14 protein-coding genes are annotated in these 17,962 nt (G+C 39.3%); 3 read left to right on the top strand and 11 right to left on the bottom strand.

Going from position 1 to position 17,962, the window contains the following annotated elements; translation table 11 throughout:
• Positions 1-8 precede the first annotated feature (8 nt).
• The gene (locus AC4GME_RS04440) at positions 9-368 is read left to right on the top strand and encodes a DUF2750 domain-containing protein (RefSeq protein WP_490376722.1); all 360 of its coding nucleotides are present in this window, start codon (positions 9-11) and stop codon (positions 366-368) included.
• Between the two features lie 119 nt (positions 369-487).
• Here AC4GME_RS04440 and punR read toward each other — a convergent pair whose 3' ends face one another.
• Complete coding sequence (punR, locus tag AC4GME_RS04435) at positions 488-1,390, bottom strand: DNA-binding transcriptional activator PunR (protein ID WP_490376721.1); 903 nt, start codon at positions 1,388-1,390, stop codon at positions 488-490.
• Positions 1,391-1,489: 99 nt separating this feature from the next.
• On the opposite strand from punR, the gene punC reads away from it, so the two are divergent.
• Together punC and AC4GME_RS04425 are read left to right on the top strand one after the other, a co-directional pair.
• On the top strand, positions 1,490-2,719 hold the full coding sequence (gene punC / locus AC4GME_RS04430) for a purine nucleoside transporter PunC (RefSeq protein WP_490376720.1): 1,230 nt from the start codon (positions 1,490-1,492) through the stop codon (positions 2,717-2,719).
• 436 nt (positions 2,720-3,155) lie between these two features.
• Positions 3,156-3,620, top strand: coding sequence for a pullulanase-associated domain-containing protein (locus AC4GME_RS04425; RefSeq protein WP_490376719.1), 465 nt, complete (start codon positions 3,156-3,158; stop codon positions 3,618-3,620).
• A 164-nt stretch (positions 3,621-3,784) separates the two neighbouring features.
• Here AC4GME_RS04425 and AC4GME_RS04420 read toward each other — a convergent pair whose 3' ends face one another.
• The 10 genes from AC4GME_RS04420 to AC4GME_RS04375 form a co-directional block, all read right to left on the bottom strand.
• The gene (locus AC4GME_RS04420; protein ID WP_490379057.1) at positions 3,785-4,318 is read right to left on the bottom strand and encodes an NADPH-dependent FMN reductase; all 534 of its coding nucleotides are present in this window, start codon (positions 4,316-4,318) and stop codon (positions 3,785-3,787) included.
• Positions 4,319-4,997: 679 nt separating this feature from the next.
• The gene (gene tldD, locus AC4GME_RS04415) at positions 4,998-6,443 is read right to left on the bottom strand and encodes a metalloprotease TldD (RefSeq protein ID WP_490376533.1); all 1,446 of its coding nucleotides are present in this window, start codon (positions 6,441-6,443) and stop codon (positions 4,998-5,000) included.
• Positions 6,444-6,480: 37 nt separating this feature from the next.
• Entirely contained in the window at positions 6,481-7,323 is an 843-nt protein-coding gene (locus AC4GME_RS04410) for a carbon-nitrogen hydrolase family protein (protein ID WP_490376532.1), read from the bottom strand.
• Complete coding sequence (locus tag AC4GME_RS04405) at positions 7,316-11,224, bottom strand: YhdP family protein (RefSeq protein WP_490376531.1); 3,909 nt, start codon at positions 11,222-11,224, stop codon at positions 7,316-7,318. Before AC4GME_RS04405 ends, AC4GME_RS04410 begins: the two co-directional genes overlap by 8 nt.
• A 12-nt stretch (positions 11,225-11,236) precedes the next feature.
• The gene (gene rng, locus AC4GME_RS04400) at positions 11,237-12,709 is read right to left on the bottom strand and encodes a ribonuclease G (RefSeq protein WP_490376530.1); all 1,473 of its coding nucleotides are present in this window, start codon (positions 12,707-12,709) and stop codon (positions 11,237-11,239) included.
• A gap of 2 nt (positions 12,710-12,711) precedes the next feature.
• A complete protein-coding gene (locus tag AC4GME_RS04395) occupies positions 12,712-13,272 on the bottom strand; it encodes a Maf family protein (protein ID WP_490376529.1) in 561 nt (186 codons plus the stop codon).
• A gap of 2 nt (positions 13,273-13,274) precedes the next feature.
• Positions 13,275-13,757 carry a rod shape-determining protein MreD gene (mreD, locus tag AC4GME_RS04390; protein ID WP_490379056.1) on the bottom strand — a complete coding sequence of 161 codons (483 nt, stop codon included), beginning with the start codon at positions 13,755-13,757 and terminating at the stop codon, positions 13,275-13,277.
• A complete protein-coding gene (gene mreC / locus AC4GME_RS04385; protein WP_490379055.1) occupies positions 13,741-14,571 on the bottom strand; it encodes a rod shape-determining protein MreC in 831 nt (276 codons plus the stop codon). The genes mreD and mreC overlap by 17 nt, the downstream gene beginning before the upstream one ends.
• Positions 14,572-14,682: 111 nt before the next feature.
• Positions 14,683-15,726 carry a rod shape-determining protein gene (locus tag AC4GME_RS04380; RefSeq protein WP_490376526.1) on the bottom strand — a complete coding sequence of 348 codons (1,044 nt, stop codon included), beginning with the start codon at positions 15,724-15,726 and terminating at the stop codon, positions 14,683-14,685.
• 673 nt (positions 15,727-16,399) lie between these two features.
• Positions 16,400-17,962 (bottom strand): diguanylate cyclase (locus AC4GME_RS04375; protein ID WP_490379054.1); only part of this gene is annotated, 1,563 nt, incomplete at its 5' end.

Raw genomic sequence — 17,962 nt, 5'->3', positions numbered from 1 at the left:
AAGAAACAATGAAAGATAACAATCAAACACTGGTTACATTTTTAGCTGAAGTAAAACCAACACAACTGCTTTGGGCACTGCAAGATAAAAAAAGTGAAGATTGGGTTGTGCTTGACTCTCTAAACTATGAAGAGACAGAAGTGATGCCACTTTGGTCTAGCGAAGAGCTTGCTGCACAACACTGCACTGAAGAGTGGAAAGATTATGTTGCTACAGCAATTACTTTAGCTGACTGGCTTGAGTTCTGGATTGATGATCTGGTTGAAGACGGTGTTGTTATCGGCATTAACTGGCTTGGTGAAGATGATGATTTGGAGATTGATCTGCCTGAATTTACACAGTCTTTAGTTGATATAGAAGCTTTATAAATAAGTCTGATTAAATAATGCTGTGTCTAGTCCTAAAATACGTTGACGATTTTCAGGGCGAGACACAGCGGATAAAAAAAGCCACTTTTGTTAAGTGGTTTTTTTGTTACCAAAACAGCTCACCGAAGCCATTGCGCATGCAGTTTTTCGCTGTCACCTAAATAATTTAATAACCAATTTACAGGCGGATTTAAGCTATCATTATTCCACGCTAGGCAACAGGGACTATCAGGGCGAGGTTTAAGCAATTCTCTTTTGACAAGCACCCCCTGAGCAAGCAATGGTGCAGAGCGGTGTGATGGCATCAACCCGATACCAAGCCCTGCAATAAAACACTGCTCTGCACTGTGCCAATTTGGTACCACCAAACGTCTTTGATTATCCAGCAACCAAGTGGTGCGTTTAGGTAACTTACGGGAACTATCATCTAAACAGATAAACGGGTATTGAATGAGATCATCTTCATCAAGTGGTTGCTTTCGCTTAGCTAGAGCATGATCAGCACTGATCACAAAATCCCATGAAAGGGCCCCCATCGCGCGATAGGATATATTTCCAGTAATCGGAATGGCTGTAGTCGCCCCAATGGCAATATCTGCACGTCCGTCTGCTAATGCATCCCATACACCATTAAAAACTTCCATAGTCAGTAACAGCTCAACATCAGGAAATTGATCGTAAAAATCTCGCACTAACTGATTTACACTCGCCTCTCTAACCACATTATCTAATGCAATCGATACACTACTTTGCCAGCCATTGGCGACACGTTGAGTCCGAAACTTAAGATCATCCATCTGCTTCAACAAAAAACGCACCTGCTCAACAAAATAGACTCCAGCAGGTGTGAGTTCCACTTTGCGATGCAAGCGTTTAAAGAGAATCACGGTTAACTTCTTTTCGATAGATTTTACTGTATAGCTAATAGCACTGGGCACTTTATGCAGTTCATCAGCCGCAGCAGAAAAGCTGCCGCGCCTTGCTACCGCATCAATAACAACAAGATCTTGGTGAGAAAACATACACATCAATTTTTTTGAAAGGAAAGGTTAAAATATACCGTTTCACAGCACTAAATAGCAAGAATAAACTAGCCGAAATTTTTTACTGAAGAGATAGAGATGAAAGAAAAAAAGATAACGGTTCCCTATGTTTGGTTAGCCGGTTTAAGTATGCTGGGATTTTTAGCAACAGATATGTACTTGCCAGCTTTTGATATTATTCGCCATGATTTACAAACCAGCAAACAGATGATCGGCTGGTCATTAACACTGTTTTTGTTCGGTATGGCGGGTGCTCAACTTGTATACGGGCCATTAACTAACCGCTTTGGTAAAAAGCTCGTATTATGCAGCAGCTTAGTCATTTTCAGTATTGGCAGCATTATTTGCGCTTTTTCCTACAGTATTGAATGCTTACTGTTAGGCCGGTTTATACAGGCGCTAGGGGCATGTGGCTCAACCATTATCTGGCAATCATTTGTTGTCGAAAAATATGATTCAAACACCTCTCAACGTATCTTCGCAACCATTATGCCTTTGGTTGCATTATCACCTGCTTTAGCCCCATTAGTGGGTGCTATGCTTGAATCAAACTTTGGATGGCAAAGCATTTTTTATACCTTAGTATTAATTGGGGCAACTCTGCTTCTTCGAAGCAGTTTAATAAACTTTAATAGCACTCAGTCGAAATCATCCCAAGAAAACGATGAAAAAACAGTTAATTTAAAACCACTGAATATCAAGCAGGAATACATAAAGATCATAAGGTCAAAAATATTCACGGGAAATATGATTATTTACTCTGCTTGTTCAGCTGCTTTTTTTGCTTGGTTAACGGGCTCACCTTTTGTGATGACAAGCATGGGGTATTCGGGTGCAGATATCGGGCTTAGTTTCCTGCCGCAAACAATTGCATTCATTATTGGTGGTTATAGTTGTCGAATACTATTAAATAAACTAGAGCCGAAACAGATACTTCCATGGTTATTAAAACAATTTATCGTAAGCGTTATCGTTATGTTTATCGTAGCAACAAGCTTTAATATTAACAGTATTGTTCCGTTATTAATTCCAATGTGCTTTATGGCGATGGCAAATGGTGCAATTTATCCTTTAGTTGCCAACGCAGCGTTATTAGAGTTCAAAGAAAATAGTGCTTGTGCAGCAGGTTTAATGAACTTTTTACAGCTGATGCTCTGCGTAGTGGCAAGTGGTGTAGTATCTGCTTTTAGCAGCTATGGTGTTATTGCAATGACAGCTGTAATGGCAACTCAAGCGACTATTGTTGTAATCGGTTATAGCTTAATATCGAGAAGTACAAAAGTACAAGCTGTCGCAGAAGCGCTTTAATAACTCCAGCAATAAACTTATTAATTAACAGGTGATATCAGTTCTAAACTGTTCTACTAGGACTGATATTACCTTTATAAGATTAAGAATAGGCGGCATGTTTTATGGCTATAAATAATTTTTTGTATAATGCCACCTTCAATAGCCAGTCTCAAAATATTCTGCTAACCAGCTCAAACATAAAGAATTTACTGGATAGTAATTATCAAAAACTAATCTTTGATCACTATTTCCAACAAATTACTCACAGTTGTTTTGTATCAAGAGATTCTTTGACTTATCCTAGCTGAACCTAAACAAACCAATCTGCTTTATTGGACTTTAGGTAAATTATCGAACGCTAGTAGGACTGCCTGCTTATTAAATATAAGTATGCTTTTCTCATAAGTTCTTTGAACGACAAAAAAAACTATAAACGAAACAATAAGGATATTTTATGAAATTTAGACATTTACTAGCAGCTTTTGCAGCAATCGCGGTAGTAGGCTGTTCTTCAACTCCAGCAGCTGATGAGCCAGTAGCAGAAGAAATTGCAGTAGAAGAAACTTCTAGTGCAAACACTATCCCAGGCTTATACACGCCGGGTCCAAGTGAAGCTGTTATCTATTACAAACGTGATGATAACGAGTACACAGATTGGGGTCTACACCTTTGGTCTGGCGATGTTAAAGAAGCAACAAGTTGGTATGACGCATTTCCTCTAACAGGTGTTTCTGAAACACATGGCGCTTACTACGTTATTCCTCTAAAAGGTGATGACTGGAAAGAGTTCAAATTTATTGTTCACATGGGCAATTCAAAAGATCTAGGCGGCCTAGATCACTCTTACTCTCGTGCAAAATTTGGTGAAGATGTATTCACTTATGAAGGCAGCGCAGAGCTATTAGCAGATCCTAAATAAGTAATTAATTAACTTACTTATTTATAAAAAGGTCAAATATTGCATTTAAGGCAAAATTTGACCTTCGATAGAAAAGGAAAGTGACTACTCAGTCAGTTTCCTTTTTTTTTACCTTAAGACTTTAAGAAATTAAGATTATTTTAATTGCAATGCTGACCAGCATTTTATCTCAAATGATTTAAATGGCTAATTGCATCTTTAAACTGTTCATTTAGTTCAGGGTGCTTTAGCAGTTGCTTTTCTGAATCAAAATTCTCATAAAAATTAGGTACAGATAAACTAGCTTTAACTATACCGTCAAAATATGGGGCTGATTGCACAGCAGTAGCTAATACACTGGCTCCCCCCATAGCCCCCGGAGACGTAGATAAAAGAACCATTGGTTTATGCTGAAAAACTTTAGGCTCGATACGAGAGCACCAGTCAAATAAATTTTTATATGCAACGGTATAAGAGCCATTATGCTCGGCGAAAGAGATAATAATGCCGTCACTTCCACGTAACTTAGCTAAAAAATCCTTGGCTATTTCAGGGTGTCCGATCTCTTCTTCTTTGTCTTGACTATATAAAGGCAGTTCATAATCATTTAAATTCAAAATTTCCACATCATGCTTCTTTAGAAATTGAGATGCATACTTAACAAGTTGATTGTTGATTGATTTTTTGTGGTTACTTGCTGCAAATCCAATAATTTTCATGGTTATTTTCCTAGAATTTATGAATTACCTAAAGGGCTCCAAAATATTTACACGCTACAACTATGGCCCCCAGCTTGTTGAATAAAGATCCCCTTATACTATAGCATCTTATATATTATCCACTTTCCAATTCCAGCTTATAACAATTAGGTTATACAGCTGTTCATTCTGCATCTCAGGAAGAGTAATTAATAAAACTGCTCATAACCATAAAACGGTTGATGAGGTTGATGAGATTGATGAGATTGAACGAAGTAAACGTTAGTTAATGGTAGAAAACAACTTCAATCGAACTGTTATACCCAAACTACCTCAATATGCTAATTCAGAGCTTCGCCCGGATGCTAGAATAAGGCGCAACATGATGAGAATGGTATTCCCTTTTCAAGTGTTGCAACGCAGTGCTAGCTCTCGGGCGAAACTCCCGAAGGGCAAGACGATAAACGATGATCTTCGTTGTTAGAAGGTTTTGATTTAGAGTGACTAGATCATCAACCTTCTGCCTAGAATTTCATCATTTATCGACTTGCTGACTCTTGCATCTTGAGGTAGCTTGGGTATAGAGGCAGCTATTCTCAGCAAATTGGGAATAGCAGGCTCTGTTTACAAGGTTATTTAGTTCGTTGCAGTGAGCTTTAGTGCTAATTAAATCCTCTACTCCGTTACTTTTTGAGTTAATCTAACTCGTACCACCAACGGTCAGCTGATCGATTTTCAGTGAAGGTTGGCCGACACCGACTGGTATGCTTTGCCCTTCTTTACCACACACGCCAATACCGGAATCAAGGCACATATTATTGGCAACCATTGAGATCTGCTGCATCGCATCAAATCCATTACCGATTAATGTTGCCCCTTTGATCGGTGCTGTGACTTTACCATCTTCAATCAGATACGCTTCAGAAGCTGAGAAAACAAATTTACCAGAAGTGATATCAACCTGACCGCCGCCAAAGTTGGATGCGTAAATACCTTTTTTAACACTGCTTATTAATTCTTCATGTTCACAATCACCGTTAAGCATAAAGGTATTGGTCATGCGAGGCAGTGGTAAATGTGCGTAAGATTCACGGCGACCATTACCTGTCGGAGCCACTCCCATCAGGCGCGCATTTAATTTATCCTGCATATAACCTTTCAAAATACCGTTTTCGATTAAAACGTTACGTTGCCCTTTTGTACCTTCATCATCGATATTGAGTGAGCCACGACGATCTTTAATGGTGCCGTCATCAATAACGGTGCAATGCTTTGAAGCGACTTGTTGACCAATACAACCTGAATATGCTGACGAACCTTTACGGTTAAAGTCCCCTTCTAAACCATGGCCAACCGCCTCATGCAATAAAACGCCAGGCCAACCCGCCCCCACAATAACAGGCATTGAGCCTGCAGGTGCCTCAATCGCATCAATATTGATAAGCGCTTGACGTAATGCCTCTTTAGCATAGGAAAAAGCTTTTGCTTCTCCTTCAAGGGTATCGGTGAAATAGTCTAAATCGAAACGTCCACCACCACCGGCACTGCCTCGTTCCCGTTTCCCCTGTTTTTCAATTAAAACTGAACAGCTAAAACGTACCAGTGGACGAATATCAGTCGCAAATGTGCCATCACTGGCGGCAACTAAAATCTCTTCATAAACCGCATTTAGTGATACGGTCACTTCACACACAGCAGGATCAAGCGCACGTGTAAAAATATCAACTTGTTTTAAAAGCTCAATTTTTTTATCTTGCGACAAACTATTAAGTGGATCTGACTGACCATAAATTAGAGGCGATTGTGTTGGTAAAAGTAATTTAACCTGTTTTTCCTGACCACTTTTAACAATGCTTCGAGCTGCATTTGCTGCCTCAGCAATCGCTTTTGCCGATATTTGGTCGGAATAAGCAAAACCTGTTTTTTCACCGGATACTGCGCGAATACCCACGCCTTTTTCGATATTGTAACTGCCGTCTTTAACAATACCGTCTTCTAATAACCATGACTCATGGCGACTTGCTTGAAAATAGAAATCTGCATAATCTATTTGCGGGGTACAAATACGCGCGAGTTGCGATTCTAAATCGCTAATTTGTAATTGTGCAGGTGCTAAAAATCGTTCACAAACTTGATCGAAAGACATACCTATTTCCTTTAAACTTTTTAAAAACTAAACTAAATCATTTATCTAATGAATTTGTAAAACGATTGTGCAATATAACAGGCATTGCCTGGCGAACTTTTTCAAGGAGTTGCTTTGCAAATGGAGCTTGAATAACACCTTCCCCTAATTGCAGTTGGCTAAGCACTTCTCCCCACGGAGAAATGATCATCGAATGCCCAAATGTTTCTCGGCCACACGGGTGTAAACCACCTTGATTAGCGGCGATAATATAACATTGGTTTTCAATCGCTCGAGCTTGCAGCAAAGGAAGCCAATGCGCCTCTCCAGTTACTTTAGTAAAAGCGGCGGGTAATAATATAATATCAGCCCCTTGTGCACGTAACGTTTGAAACAGAGCGGGAAAACGTAAATCATAACAGATAGCCAGGCCAACTTTGACTGAAACTGAAGAATCGAGCCAATAATCAAATAGCTGAATATCCTGACCGGCAATAAAGGTATCAGATTCCTTATACAGCCCTTTTTGATCTGTAACCAAGGCATCAAACAGATGAATTTTATGATAATGGCTGATTAATTTACCCTGCGGTGAAAAAACCAAACTTGTGGTAAAGATCTTATCGCTTTGCCTGCTTTTAATCGGGAAACTGCCACACACTAAATAACATTGATACTGTTTTGCTAAATTTCCTAATTGAGATTGAAAATAACCATCTCCTAAGTTTTCAGCTAATGATAAATAGGTCTTTTTATCTGCAAAACTCAGCGCATTCTCCGGTAATAAAACTAACTGATTTGCAGCTGGAGACAACTTCTCTAACAACTTTTTCAAACAGGATAAATTCGTTGCCGGAGAGCTAACACTGACCATCTGAATGGCAGATAAATTATTAATCACGAGGATCACCATAGTCACTTTTTAACTGCCGCTCGTTTATCTCTTCAAGCACTTCACTATTTTGCAGTTTAACCTTACCTTTCTGCCTGCTGATTAATTTTATCTCTGGATCCTTAAGCGGGCCTTTTACAGAAAAATCGACACGGATAATCGTCTCGACGACCGGCTCTAGAATTTTTGTCATCAGCAAGACAGCAGCACCAGTCAATGGATTAATTGCAAAGGCGGTCAATACAGGCAAGCTTGATGTCACCGCTGGGCTGTAATTAAATTTATAATTAGTATCATTGTTTGGTAAATCGATCAGCCCATTACCAGTGATCTTGCCAGCAGAGCCATTTAAATAAAAATCCTCATTTTTAATTATGCCATCTGTGATATTGCCCGATAGTGTAAAATCGTCAAAATTAAAGCCTTTAGCAAAAACATTATTAAACTCAAGATTGAGTGTACGGCGTATACCATCAAGACTGAAAATACTTAATAATCGCGCGCCGCTATCGCTTACCTCGGTAATTGAGCCATCTTTTAGTTGAGAAGAAAAAGCGCCGTTTAAGGAGTCAAAATTAAACTGCCAAGGTGCCCCTATCCAGTTAAAAGCACCACTTGCTTCCGCTTTTTTATAAACAACAGGACTGGCAAAGCCCAAACGTTTTATTAAGCTATTATTTTTATCGGCACGCATATCAACAATCATATTAGTACGACGTTGATCCCATACCCCGGATATATGCGTAAACTCATTTTCCGTTCCAAGGTTAATATAATCAATATTAAGTCTGCTTTTGGTTGGATAAAGGTGTAACTCAAGTGGCGAAAAGTCGAAATCACCATAAATACATGTTGCACATTTAGCAAAAATTTCAGGGTAATCTTCTAGCAAATTATTACTTTGCTGCATTTTTTTATTGCTAACAGATGCTTGCTGCTCATTGAGCGTCGATAAATCCATCGATTGGAAATTAAGTTTTTTGATATCAAAATCAAGTCGCACTGGCACACCAAAACGGTATTCAAGATCTGCTTGCAAATTATCAGAGTAAATATCCGCAGACCATTTTTGCTTGTCATTAACTGCATTCACTTTTAAAGCGGTTAAAGGTTGCTCAAAGAGAGTGGCGTGTTTGATGTCGACAAGGAGCTGATCCAGCTCAAAAAGGGGAAAGTTCTGATATTGAACGGGCTGCTCTTCCTGCTCATTTAATTTTTGCCATTGCTTATACCAGTTGCCAATATCTAGCTTGTCTAAATCAACCTTAATCACATGCTTTTTGTTATTAACATCGGCTAATTTATCAGCGCCGATATTCAGGGCAAAATAGGGAATGGTTTGTCGCTTCCCCTGATAATTAAGCTCACCTGTGAAATCTAATTTATCTTTGATATTAAGGCTAAGTGTACTGCTGTTCTGATCGCTGGAAACTAAAATATCAGTTGGCCATGACTGTAATGCGTTTTTGTGAAATGGTTCAGGAAGCTTAATTTTCACGCCCTGCGTGGAGGAATTTAAACTTGTCGTAGATTGATAGCCGCCTGTATGACTATGTTCAAAGTTTACATTGCCCGTCCAATCTAAAAGACCGGACAGTTGCAAAGTGGCTAACATAGGCAAGGTACTGGTTAAGTGTTGCAAGTCCCAAGCGCCACCTATATCAGCAATAACCTGATAGCTTGCTTTTTTTTCAGTGCTGGCAAAGGAGACTTGTATATCTTGCTCAAATAGCTGTGCAGCTATATTTTTTGCTGTTAAGTTACCATTGATAAAAGCGAACTTTCCTTGTGCAGCTTTAAGAGGTAGTACTAAGTTCTCCGCGAATTCAATATTAATATTATTGTTAGCTAAGGTCACTTCTCCGACCGTTTGTGTTTGCTGCTTCTGCCGATTAAAAGGAATAGTTAACTGCAATTTTCCAGACAACTCGTTTTGCACATCAATAACCGTCAATGCCTTACCAACACTCTCTTTAAGTGGCGAGGTTTTAAGGTAGTTACTTATTTTTTGTGCATCTTCACTGATATCTGCATTAATGGTAAGGATACCGTCAGGGTTAAGATGATCGATTTTTGCAGTTAGTTTTTGTACATTTATTGCTCCTAAAGAAGCTTGCAGTGCATCCATGGTTAACCAGTCATTTTCAAACAACAGATTTAAATCTAAGTCAGTTAACCCCTGCCACTGTCCGTAAAAATCATACTGCGCGTCACGCAGTGGCACCCATGCCTGGAAAATACCGTTATGCTGGCTATAGGGGTAATGATTAAATGCGCCATACCATAATATTTTTGCCCCTTTTACCTTGCCTTTCTTAAGGGTTGGCTCAAGGTAACCAAAAACATTATCCCCCATCGCTTTTATTGGGAAATAATATTGTGCTTTACTGGCATCATTAAGTGAGGCATAACTATAAAGACTTAAAAAAGGACTTTGGTTTTTGGCCTGTTTATTTGGAAAAAGCAGCGAAAATTCAGTGACTGTATCTAGTTCAGTTGTTTTTAATAAACTCTGCTCACTAAATAACTTAAGGCCCGCTGGCGTATCTAACCACTGCAGCGCAAGATAGCCGGACTCAACCGGCATAGCACGACTAAACTGCCCATCAAAATAGATTTTCTGCTTAGGCAGGGTTATGTTTAGCTCACCTTGAGAGGTTCCTCCGATCAGCTCAATATTGGCATTACTTACCCCAGGAACGCCGCCTTTTGGGCGGTTTTTAAATGACTTAAGTTGTGCTTTAAACTGTAATTTATTGTCTTTATTCTTCTTAATTGAAAAATGCTTGATATCCGCATCAATATCAAATGCGCGTAATGAAGCTAGCTGTGCTTTTGTTAATTCAGACCTTAATAAATAAAACGGTAATAAATCTTTTAAATTTAATGCATTAAAATCAAAAGATGCATGGTCAGCTGTTCCATATCCAGTAAACGTTAAACCTTGTAATTTTTTATTATTTTGCTCTATATCAAGATCATAGCTATCAAATAACCAGCCTTGTTCACTATTGCTTAATTGCAATAAGCCGCTGTTTAATTGCCATTTCTGCCGTTTGTTAGACTGCGACCAAGCAAGCTGGCTATCATTTAAAACAACCTGAACTTGATGCAATTTAGCAAATGAAAACTCAGCCCAAATTTGAAAACCCAAAACAGCATCAAGTATCTGCGCATTAGGGTTAACACGATCCGTTAAATAATCGGTGATATTGAGGTTATCGGCTTCAGCATAAAGTTCACCTCGCAGCGGAGTATCTTTACTTCCCTGCTCTCCAAACAGATCGACAACAAACTCTAAAGAGTTATAGCCCATACTATCCGGCAATGAAGCACTACCAATACCTTGGTGAGAATCACCGTCATTTAACCAACGCAGTTTTTCAATAACAATGGTTTTATTACGACCTAAGTGATCTTTAAAATGAATACGACTATCTTTAACTGAAAATTTATTGAGTTGCTGTAAAAAAACAGTTTGTAGCGAATCGATGGTAAGCAGCGATTGTTCTGATTTTTTTTCAGTTCCTTGCAAGTTTTTTACTGTTAACTCGACACCTTGTAATGAGATACGGTTAAAATTAAGATTTTGCTCTGTGACAGAGTTCCAGAAATCAAGATGTAGAAAAAGATAATCAAGTGTCAGTACAAAAGGAAGATCTGCGGAGTCTACCAGCTCAATATCGTTTAGGGTTAAGATAAGCCCGGAGAAATCAACACCGGCAGAAATATCTGCAACCGATAAATTGATATTGTATTCACTTGCTAACCAGCTTGTTAAATCTTCTTTATAATCTTCAATACTGACAAAGAGGATACGTAATGCAGTTAAGCAAGTAGCAATAATAAATAGCTTTATTGCAATCAATACAGAAAAGCGTTGCAACCATCTACACGTAAAATGTTTCAATTATAAATCCAATTACATCATCACAACATCAAATTGCTCAGGCCCATACAAAGGCTCAGCATGAATTTCTACCTGTTTTGACATAAACAAAATAAGTTCACCAAGGCTATGAGACTCATCGCCCTGCAAAGCGTCCGCCACTGCAGGTGCAGTGTAAACAACAAAACGATCCACATCATAAGCACGATTTACACGTAATATTTCCCGTAACACTTCATAACACACTGTTTCGACAGTCTTTACATAACCCCGTCCATTACACTGCTTACAATCACTACAAAAGATATGCTCCAAACTTTCCTGGGTACGCTTGCGTGTCATTTCAATCAAACCCAACGGCGAGAAATCATTAATATGCGTTTTAACACGATCTTTTGCTAAAGCATGCTCTAAACTGGTAAACACACGACGTTTATGTTCAGTGGATTTCATATCGATAAAATCAAGAATAATAATGCCGCCTAAGTTACGTAACCGCAGTTGTCGTGCAATCGCTTGTGTCGCTTCGATATTAGTATTAAAAATAGTCTCTTCAAGGTTTCGGTGACCGACAAAAGCCCCGGTATTAATATCAACAGTGGTCATAGCTTCCGTTTGGTCGATAATTAAATAACCGCCGGACTTAAGCTCAACTTTTCGATCTAATGCTCGTTGCACTTCATTTTCAACATCAAAGAGATCAAAAATTGGACTTTCACCTGAGTAGTACTCAATTTTATCTTCAAGCTCAGGTACAAACTCATGGGTGAACGCTTGAAGGTCTGTGAAGGTAAGTTTAGAGTCAATACGCACGCGATCTATTTTACTACCTACAAAATCTCTTAAAATACGAAATGCTAACCCTAAATCCCTGTACAGTAATTTATTCTTTGTTTTGGTACGTTGACGACGGGTCAACACTTTACGCCAAACACGTTGTAAAAAAGCCGCATCATGAACTAACTCATCTTCAGGCGCACCTTCAGCAGCTGTGCGAATAATGAAGCCACCTAACTCATCAACACAACCTTGTGTAATGCTTTTTAAACGTTCGCGCTCTTCTGCACTGTCAATTCGCTGTGAAACGCCAACATGTTCACTACCAGGCATAAATACCAAATAACGAGAAGGTACGGTAATATCAGTGGTTAATCGCGCCCCTTTAGTGCCCAGCGGATCTTTAATCACTTGCACCATAATATCTTGTCCTTGACGGACTAATTCAGAAATATCAGCGACTTTAAACTGTGCTTTTTCAGTCTGAGCAACACATTCTGTATGCGGAACAATATCAGAAGCATGTAAAAAAGCCGCTTTTTCCAATCCAATATCAACGAAGGCAGCCTGCATACCGGGCAATACTCGACTAACTTTACCCTTGTAAATATTACCAACAATCCCCTTGGTCGCCTGACGTTCGATATGTAACTCTTGTAAAATCCCACCTTCAATCAATGCAACTCGTGTTTCGGTTGGGGTAATATTCATTAATAATTCAACTGACATTTTCAATCCCTATAAAATTCTTTAATGAGCTGTTCCGTTTCATACAGAGGAAGCCCTACAACAGCGCTATAACTGCCACTGATATTTGTAACAAACTTGCCAGCAAGACCTTGAATACCATAACCCGCAGCTTTATCTAAAGGTTCGCCACTTAACCAGTACTCAGCTATCTCCTGTTCACTTAGAACTTTAAAACTGACAGCAGTTTTTACCAATCGTGTTTTTGAAAACTCAGAGTCAACTAAAGCTATTGCCGTAAAAACTTGATGTGTACGACCCGATAATAGTTGTAGCATTTTTTTGGCGTGAACCTGATCAGCTGGTTTTTCTAATATTTGCTGGTCAATAACCACAATAGTATCAGCGCCTAATACAGGCCTGTCTTTATTACTGCTTGCAAAACCAGCTTGTGCTTTTTCAAGCGCTAAACGTAATACATAATTTTCAGCCGATTCGCCCTCTTTTATTTTTTCTTCAATTGAGACTTTAAGCAGAGAAAATGGAACTGCAATTTGCCCAAGAAGTTCCGCACGTCTTGGTGAATTAGAAGCAAGGTAAATCATATTTAAGCAACCTTAAAACGAATGCGAATAAAGCGCATGAATAGAAAAAACCACGGCCAAATTAGCATTGAGGTAAATATCGACCAAAAATAATGCTTGTGTAAAACAATCTCATGTAAACTTGATGCAATCAAATACAGGGAAACTTTAGAAATCAAAATAAACAAACCCACTAATAACGTCGTTTGCACAATGGTGAAATAACGAATGCGTTGATAATTTATACTCACAATATAAGCTAAAATAGAAAAAACCAATGCATGCATACCCAAGGTTGAACCTAATAACAGATCAAGTAATAGGCCGACTATAAAAGCGTGAACGATACCAACCCTATGCGGCAAAGCTAATACCCAATAAAAAATGATAAGCATCATCCAATCGGGGCGAAATGCATTAAGGATTATCGGAAGTGGGAAAATGGCGCAAATTAACCCTAGAAAAAAAGTACTGTAGATAATTCGGTAATTACTCAGTAGTGACATCTTCAGACTCCAACGAATCAAGCGATAAATCAGATTCCTGAACTTGGTGAACATTCCACAACAGTAATAAATAACGACTTCTATCTAAGAGTGCTACGGGCGTTGCCGTCACCTCGGCGTAAAGCGCACCTTCCTGATAGTTAAAATGGGTCACAGTTGCCACCGGATAACCAGCAGGAAAACGACCACCTAAACCGGAGGTAACCAACAAGTCACCCTCTTGCAAATCGGCATTACTCTGCACAAAAGGCACATTTAACTTATTCCAGGCACCACTACCGTGCACAATGGCGGCTACATCATTACGTTGCACCCGAACTGGAATACCATGACTTGCATCGACAATTAATAAAACTCGACTTGTGGTACTGCCTACTTGAGAAACTTGCCCGACAACGCCATCTTCATTAATTACAGGTTGCCCTAAATAAACTCCATCGAGCGCACCTTTATCGATCAATAACTGGTGAGTAAAAGGATCTGAGCGTAAACTCATTACCTCAGTGATCATACGTTTATTAGTAAATACACGTTTTGAATTCAATAACTCGCGTAACTGTTTATTTTCATTCTGCAATTGTGTCAGTAATAAGCGATCCGCTTTAAGATGTAAATTATCTTTCTCTAATTGTTGATTACGCTCTTTTAAAGCTTGCCGTGTCATTACATTTTCAGACAATGCACTAAATAATTTCTGCGGTGCATCTGCCACATATTGCACAGGACTAACTAAAGAGTTAAGGTAAATTCGTAAAGAAGCAAACAGATTAAATTGGCTGTCTGATAAAAGCAATATAAGCGAAAAGGCTATCACTATGGATAGCCTTAATAAAAAAGAGGGACCGCGCGTAAAAATAGGTTTCATTATTACCGATCAAATAAGGGAAGGACATTCGTTACAAACAACTTGTAACGATGCACTAAATTAGTCTGCGTTAAACAGATCGCCACCATAAGTATCAATCATCTCTAGTGCCATACCACCACCACGAGCAACACAGGTCAGCGGATCATCAGCAACAATAACAGGAATACCAGACTCTTCTGAAAGTAAGCGGTCCAGCTCGCATAATAATGCACCACCACCCGTTAACACCATGCCTCGTTCTGCAATATCAGCAGCAAGTTCCGGTGGCGTCTTTTCCAATGCCAGCATAACAGCAGAAACAATGCCGCTTAATGGCTCTTGTAGCGCTTCTAAAATTTCATTACTGTTAAGGGTAAAGCTGCGAGGAACCCCCTCTGCAACATTCACACCACGTACTTCAATCTCTTTAATATCATTGATTGGATGCGCAATCGCAATACTGTGCTTGATACGTTCAGCCGTAATTTCACCAATGGTACAGCCATAATTGCGGCGAACATAGTTGATAATGGCTTCATCAAATTTATCTCCGCCAATACGTACAGAAGCTGAATAGACAATGCCATTTAGTGAAATAACAGCAACTTCTGTTGTACCACCGCCAATATCAACAACCATTGAACCTTTTGCTTCAGAAACAGGCATGCCAGCACCGATAGCAGCAGCCATAGGCTCATCAATCAGGAATACATCCCGTGCACCTGCTCCCTGCGCAGATTCACGAATTGCGCGACGTTCCACTTGTGTAGAACCACACGGCACACAGACTAAGACACGAGGGCTAGGGCGCAAAAAGTTATTGTTATGTACTTGCTTAATAAAATGTTGAAGCATTTTTTCAGTAATATAAAAGTCTGCAATCACGCCATCTTTCATTGGACGAATCGCTTGAATATTACCAGGTGTTTTACCTAGCATCAGTTTTGCATCATGCCCGACTGCAGCTACACTTTTGCCTGCACCGTTTTTATCTAAACGGATAGCAACAACTGAAGGCTCATCTAATACGATACCTTGATCTTTTACATAAATAAGTGTGTTTGCGGTTCCCAAATCGATCGATAGATCGTTAGAAAACATACCTCGAAACATTTTAAACATGAAAATTTTCCAAAATAGCTAAAAAATAAATTAATAACATACTTTAGCAACCCACCTAAATTTCAGCAAGAGAAGAAAGTAAATAGCATCAGGAATCGTCGCTTTCATTCCATTATTTACACTTAACTGCATAGAAAACGAACAAAACTGCAAATAAATTATCAATGGTTAATAATCAGCTTAAATAACCAGCTCTGATTTCACATGTCTGTACAGATAACTCAGAAAAAATATGCAGGTATAATCACCATATTAAGTGATTATTCTTCAATAACAGCTCTCTTTGTATCGGAACCCGGGCATCATAAAAGCAGATTTCAATAAGATACTTTTGTTGATTGTTAAACCCAATAAACGATTGCTTAAACATACCATTTTGCAATACTCCGGCAATTACACGACTTGTTGAATCTGGATAATAACGCCCCGAATCCAGAAGTTGATATTTTCTATAAATCGAAACATAAGCACGTTGAAATGTAAGTGCTAAGTTAAGCGCATATACCAATAAAATTAAAATTTACACATAATGTCGCCTCATTCTAAAGGAGACTACTCATGAAACATGATTGACAAATTAACACATTGGCAAGCCACCTTTTTCACAAATATTAAATCAATAGCTCGCCTTTAATCTTAATGCTATCTCCGCGGCTTGACTTGCCAATCATTATCAAGATTTCACAATATTTCTTCCCCCGTCTTTAGCTTGATAGAGCGCAACGTCAGCGTGCTTGACAAACGAATCTGGAGTATCATCAGCCTGAAATTCAGCAAGGCCAATACTGACTGTAATTTGGTCAACTTGTTGGAAGTCATGCATAGATATTTTTTGCCGTAATCGTTCTGCAAATAGCAAGGCGCTATCTTTTCCGGTTTGTGGCAGCAAAATGGCAAATTCCTCGCCCCCCCACCGTGCCAGCATGTCCTCCTGACGAATACTTTCATTTGCAACACAAGCTAAATCCTTTATGACTAAATCGCCAACATCATGACCGTGTGAATCGTTTATAACTTTAAAATGATCGATATCAATCAGGAGTATTGAAAGAGGCTCATTATGGCGTTTTGCCCTGCCAATGCTCGTATACAGCTTCTCGTTGAATGCCCTTCGATTATAAACATCAGTTAACTCGTCAATGGTTGAAAGGTGACGTAACTTTTCTTCCACCTTTTGGCGCTGCTCAATCTCATAGAGCAACTTATCTCTGGAGGTCATAGTGTTTTGCAGATTTTCCGCCATTAAGTTCAGCGATTTTGCCAGAGCTCCTATCTCGTCATTTGAGTGCACTGCAACCCTAGTTTCAAGATCCCCCTTACCGATAAGTTGGGCAGCATTTGCAAGCTCAACGATTGGCTTAGCTGCCCACTTCCCCAAAAGCAGAGCTACAGATGCGGTTAACAAGGTGAAGATAATTCCGACAAAAGTAATAACTAAAGTAAGTTTATGGGCAACTTCAATAATCTCGCTTTGACTATGCGAGATAACAACATGCCAAGCATCACCTATATTGCCTTTAATATGATCAATCGATTCCTGACTGCCTCCAAAAGCAAATTGTTCTGTCCCCATGGTGATTCGCACAGGGGAATAAGCCACCAGCTGATTTTCGTTGTTTTCTACAATGATTGCGCTGCCGTTTTCTTTTTTTCGTAATATTTCAACAAGAGCATCATCTACCCGAGTTGATAGTGGAGCGACACTACGTTCGGCTACGATGAGTCCACCCGTACGAACTATCTTTATCTTACCTGAATGGCGCTGTGCAAAATTATGGATAATATCAGTCAGCGGCCCCATGATATTCACATTGCTTTTCATTATGCCAATAATCTCATTATTCACCTTAATTGGCACAACCACTCCAAGCACATATCCCTTTACACTGGAATCAAAACCACGATCATCCAAAAAAATTCGCCCTTGCCCTTCATTAAAGCTAGCCTTCCACCAGTACTTATTCGCATGCGCAAGAGTGGTCAGCTTGCCTGTAGTAGCAATCATGACTCCATAGCGGTTTGTAATAAATATTTCACCATACTCTCCTGGCAGGAGTATTTGCTGATGCTTAAGGTGCTCGGCTATCGGGTTGCTCAAGTGCGCCTGGATAAACGGATCCTTGATATCAGCTGTTTTCATCCATTGCTGGTTATCTGCTTCAATTTTTTGTTTGCGTTCGTAATCAGCCAATGCGGCAAATTCAGCATTACTTTTCAGCAGAGCATCTTTGATAAG

It is taken from the genome of Psychromonas sp., from assembly GCF_983033635.1.
The sequence above is the reverse complement of the archived record's forward strand: the minus strand, read 5'-3'. Positions and strand labels throughout refer to the sequence as shown.

Coding starts and splice junctions, on each gene's coding strand:
- AC4GME_RS04440 (WP_490376722.1), top strand. CDS start 9: ATGAAAGATAACAATCAAACACTGGTTACATTTTTAGCTGAAGTAAAA.
- punR (WP_490376721.1), bottom strand. CDS start 1,390: ATGTTTTCTCACCAAGATCTTGTTGTTATTGATGCGGTAGCAAGGCGC.
- punC (WP_490376720.1), top strand. CDS start 1,490: ATGAAAGAAAAAAAGATAACGGTTCCCTATGTTTGGTTAGCCGGTTTA.
- AC4GME_RS04425 (WP_490376719.1), top strand. CDS start 3,156: ATGAAATTTAGACATTTACTAGCAGCTTTTGCAGCAATCGCGGTAGTA.
- AC4GME_RS04420 (WP_490379057.1), bottom strand. CDS start 4,318: ATGAAAATTATTGGATTTGCAGCAAGTAACCACAAAAAATCAATCAAC.
- tldD (WP_490376533.1), bottom strand. CDS start 6,443: ATGTCTTTCGATCAAGTTTGTGAACGATTTTTAGCACCTGCACAATTA.
- rng (WP_490376530.1), bottom strand. CDS start 12,709: ATGTCAGTTGAATTATTAATGAATATTACCCCAACCGAAACACGAGTT.
- AC4GME_RS04395 (WP_490376529.1), bottom strand. CDS start 13,272: ATGATTTACCTTGCTTCTAATTCACCAAGACGTGCGGAACTTCTTGGG.
- mreD (WP_490379056.1), bottom strand. CDS start 13,757: ATGTCACTACTGAGTAATTACCGAATTATCTACAGTACTTTTTTTCTA.
- AC4GME_RS04380 (WP_490376526.1), bottom strand. CDS start 15,726: ATGTTTAAAATGTTTCGAGGTATGTTTTCTAACGATCTATCGATCGAT.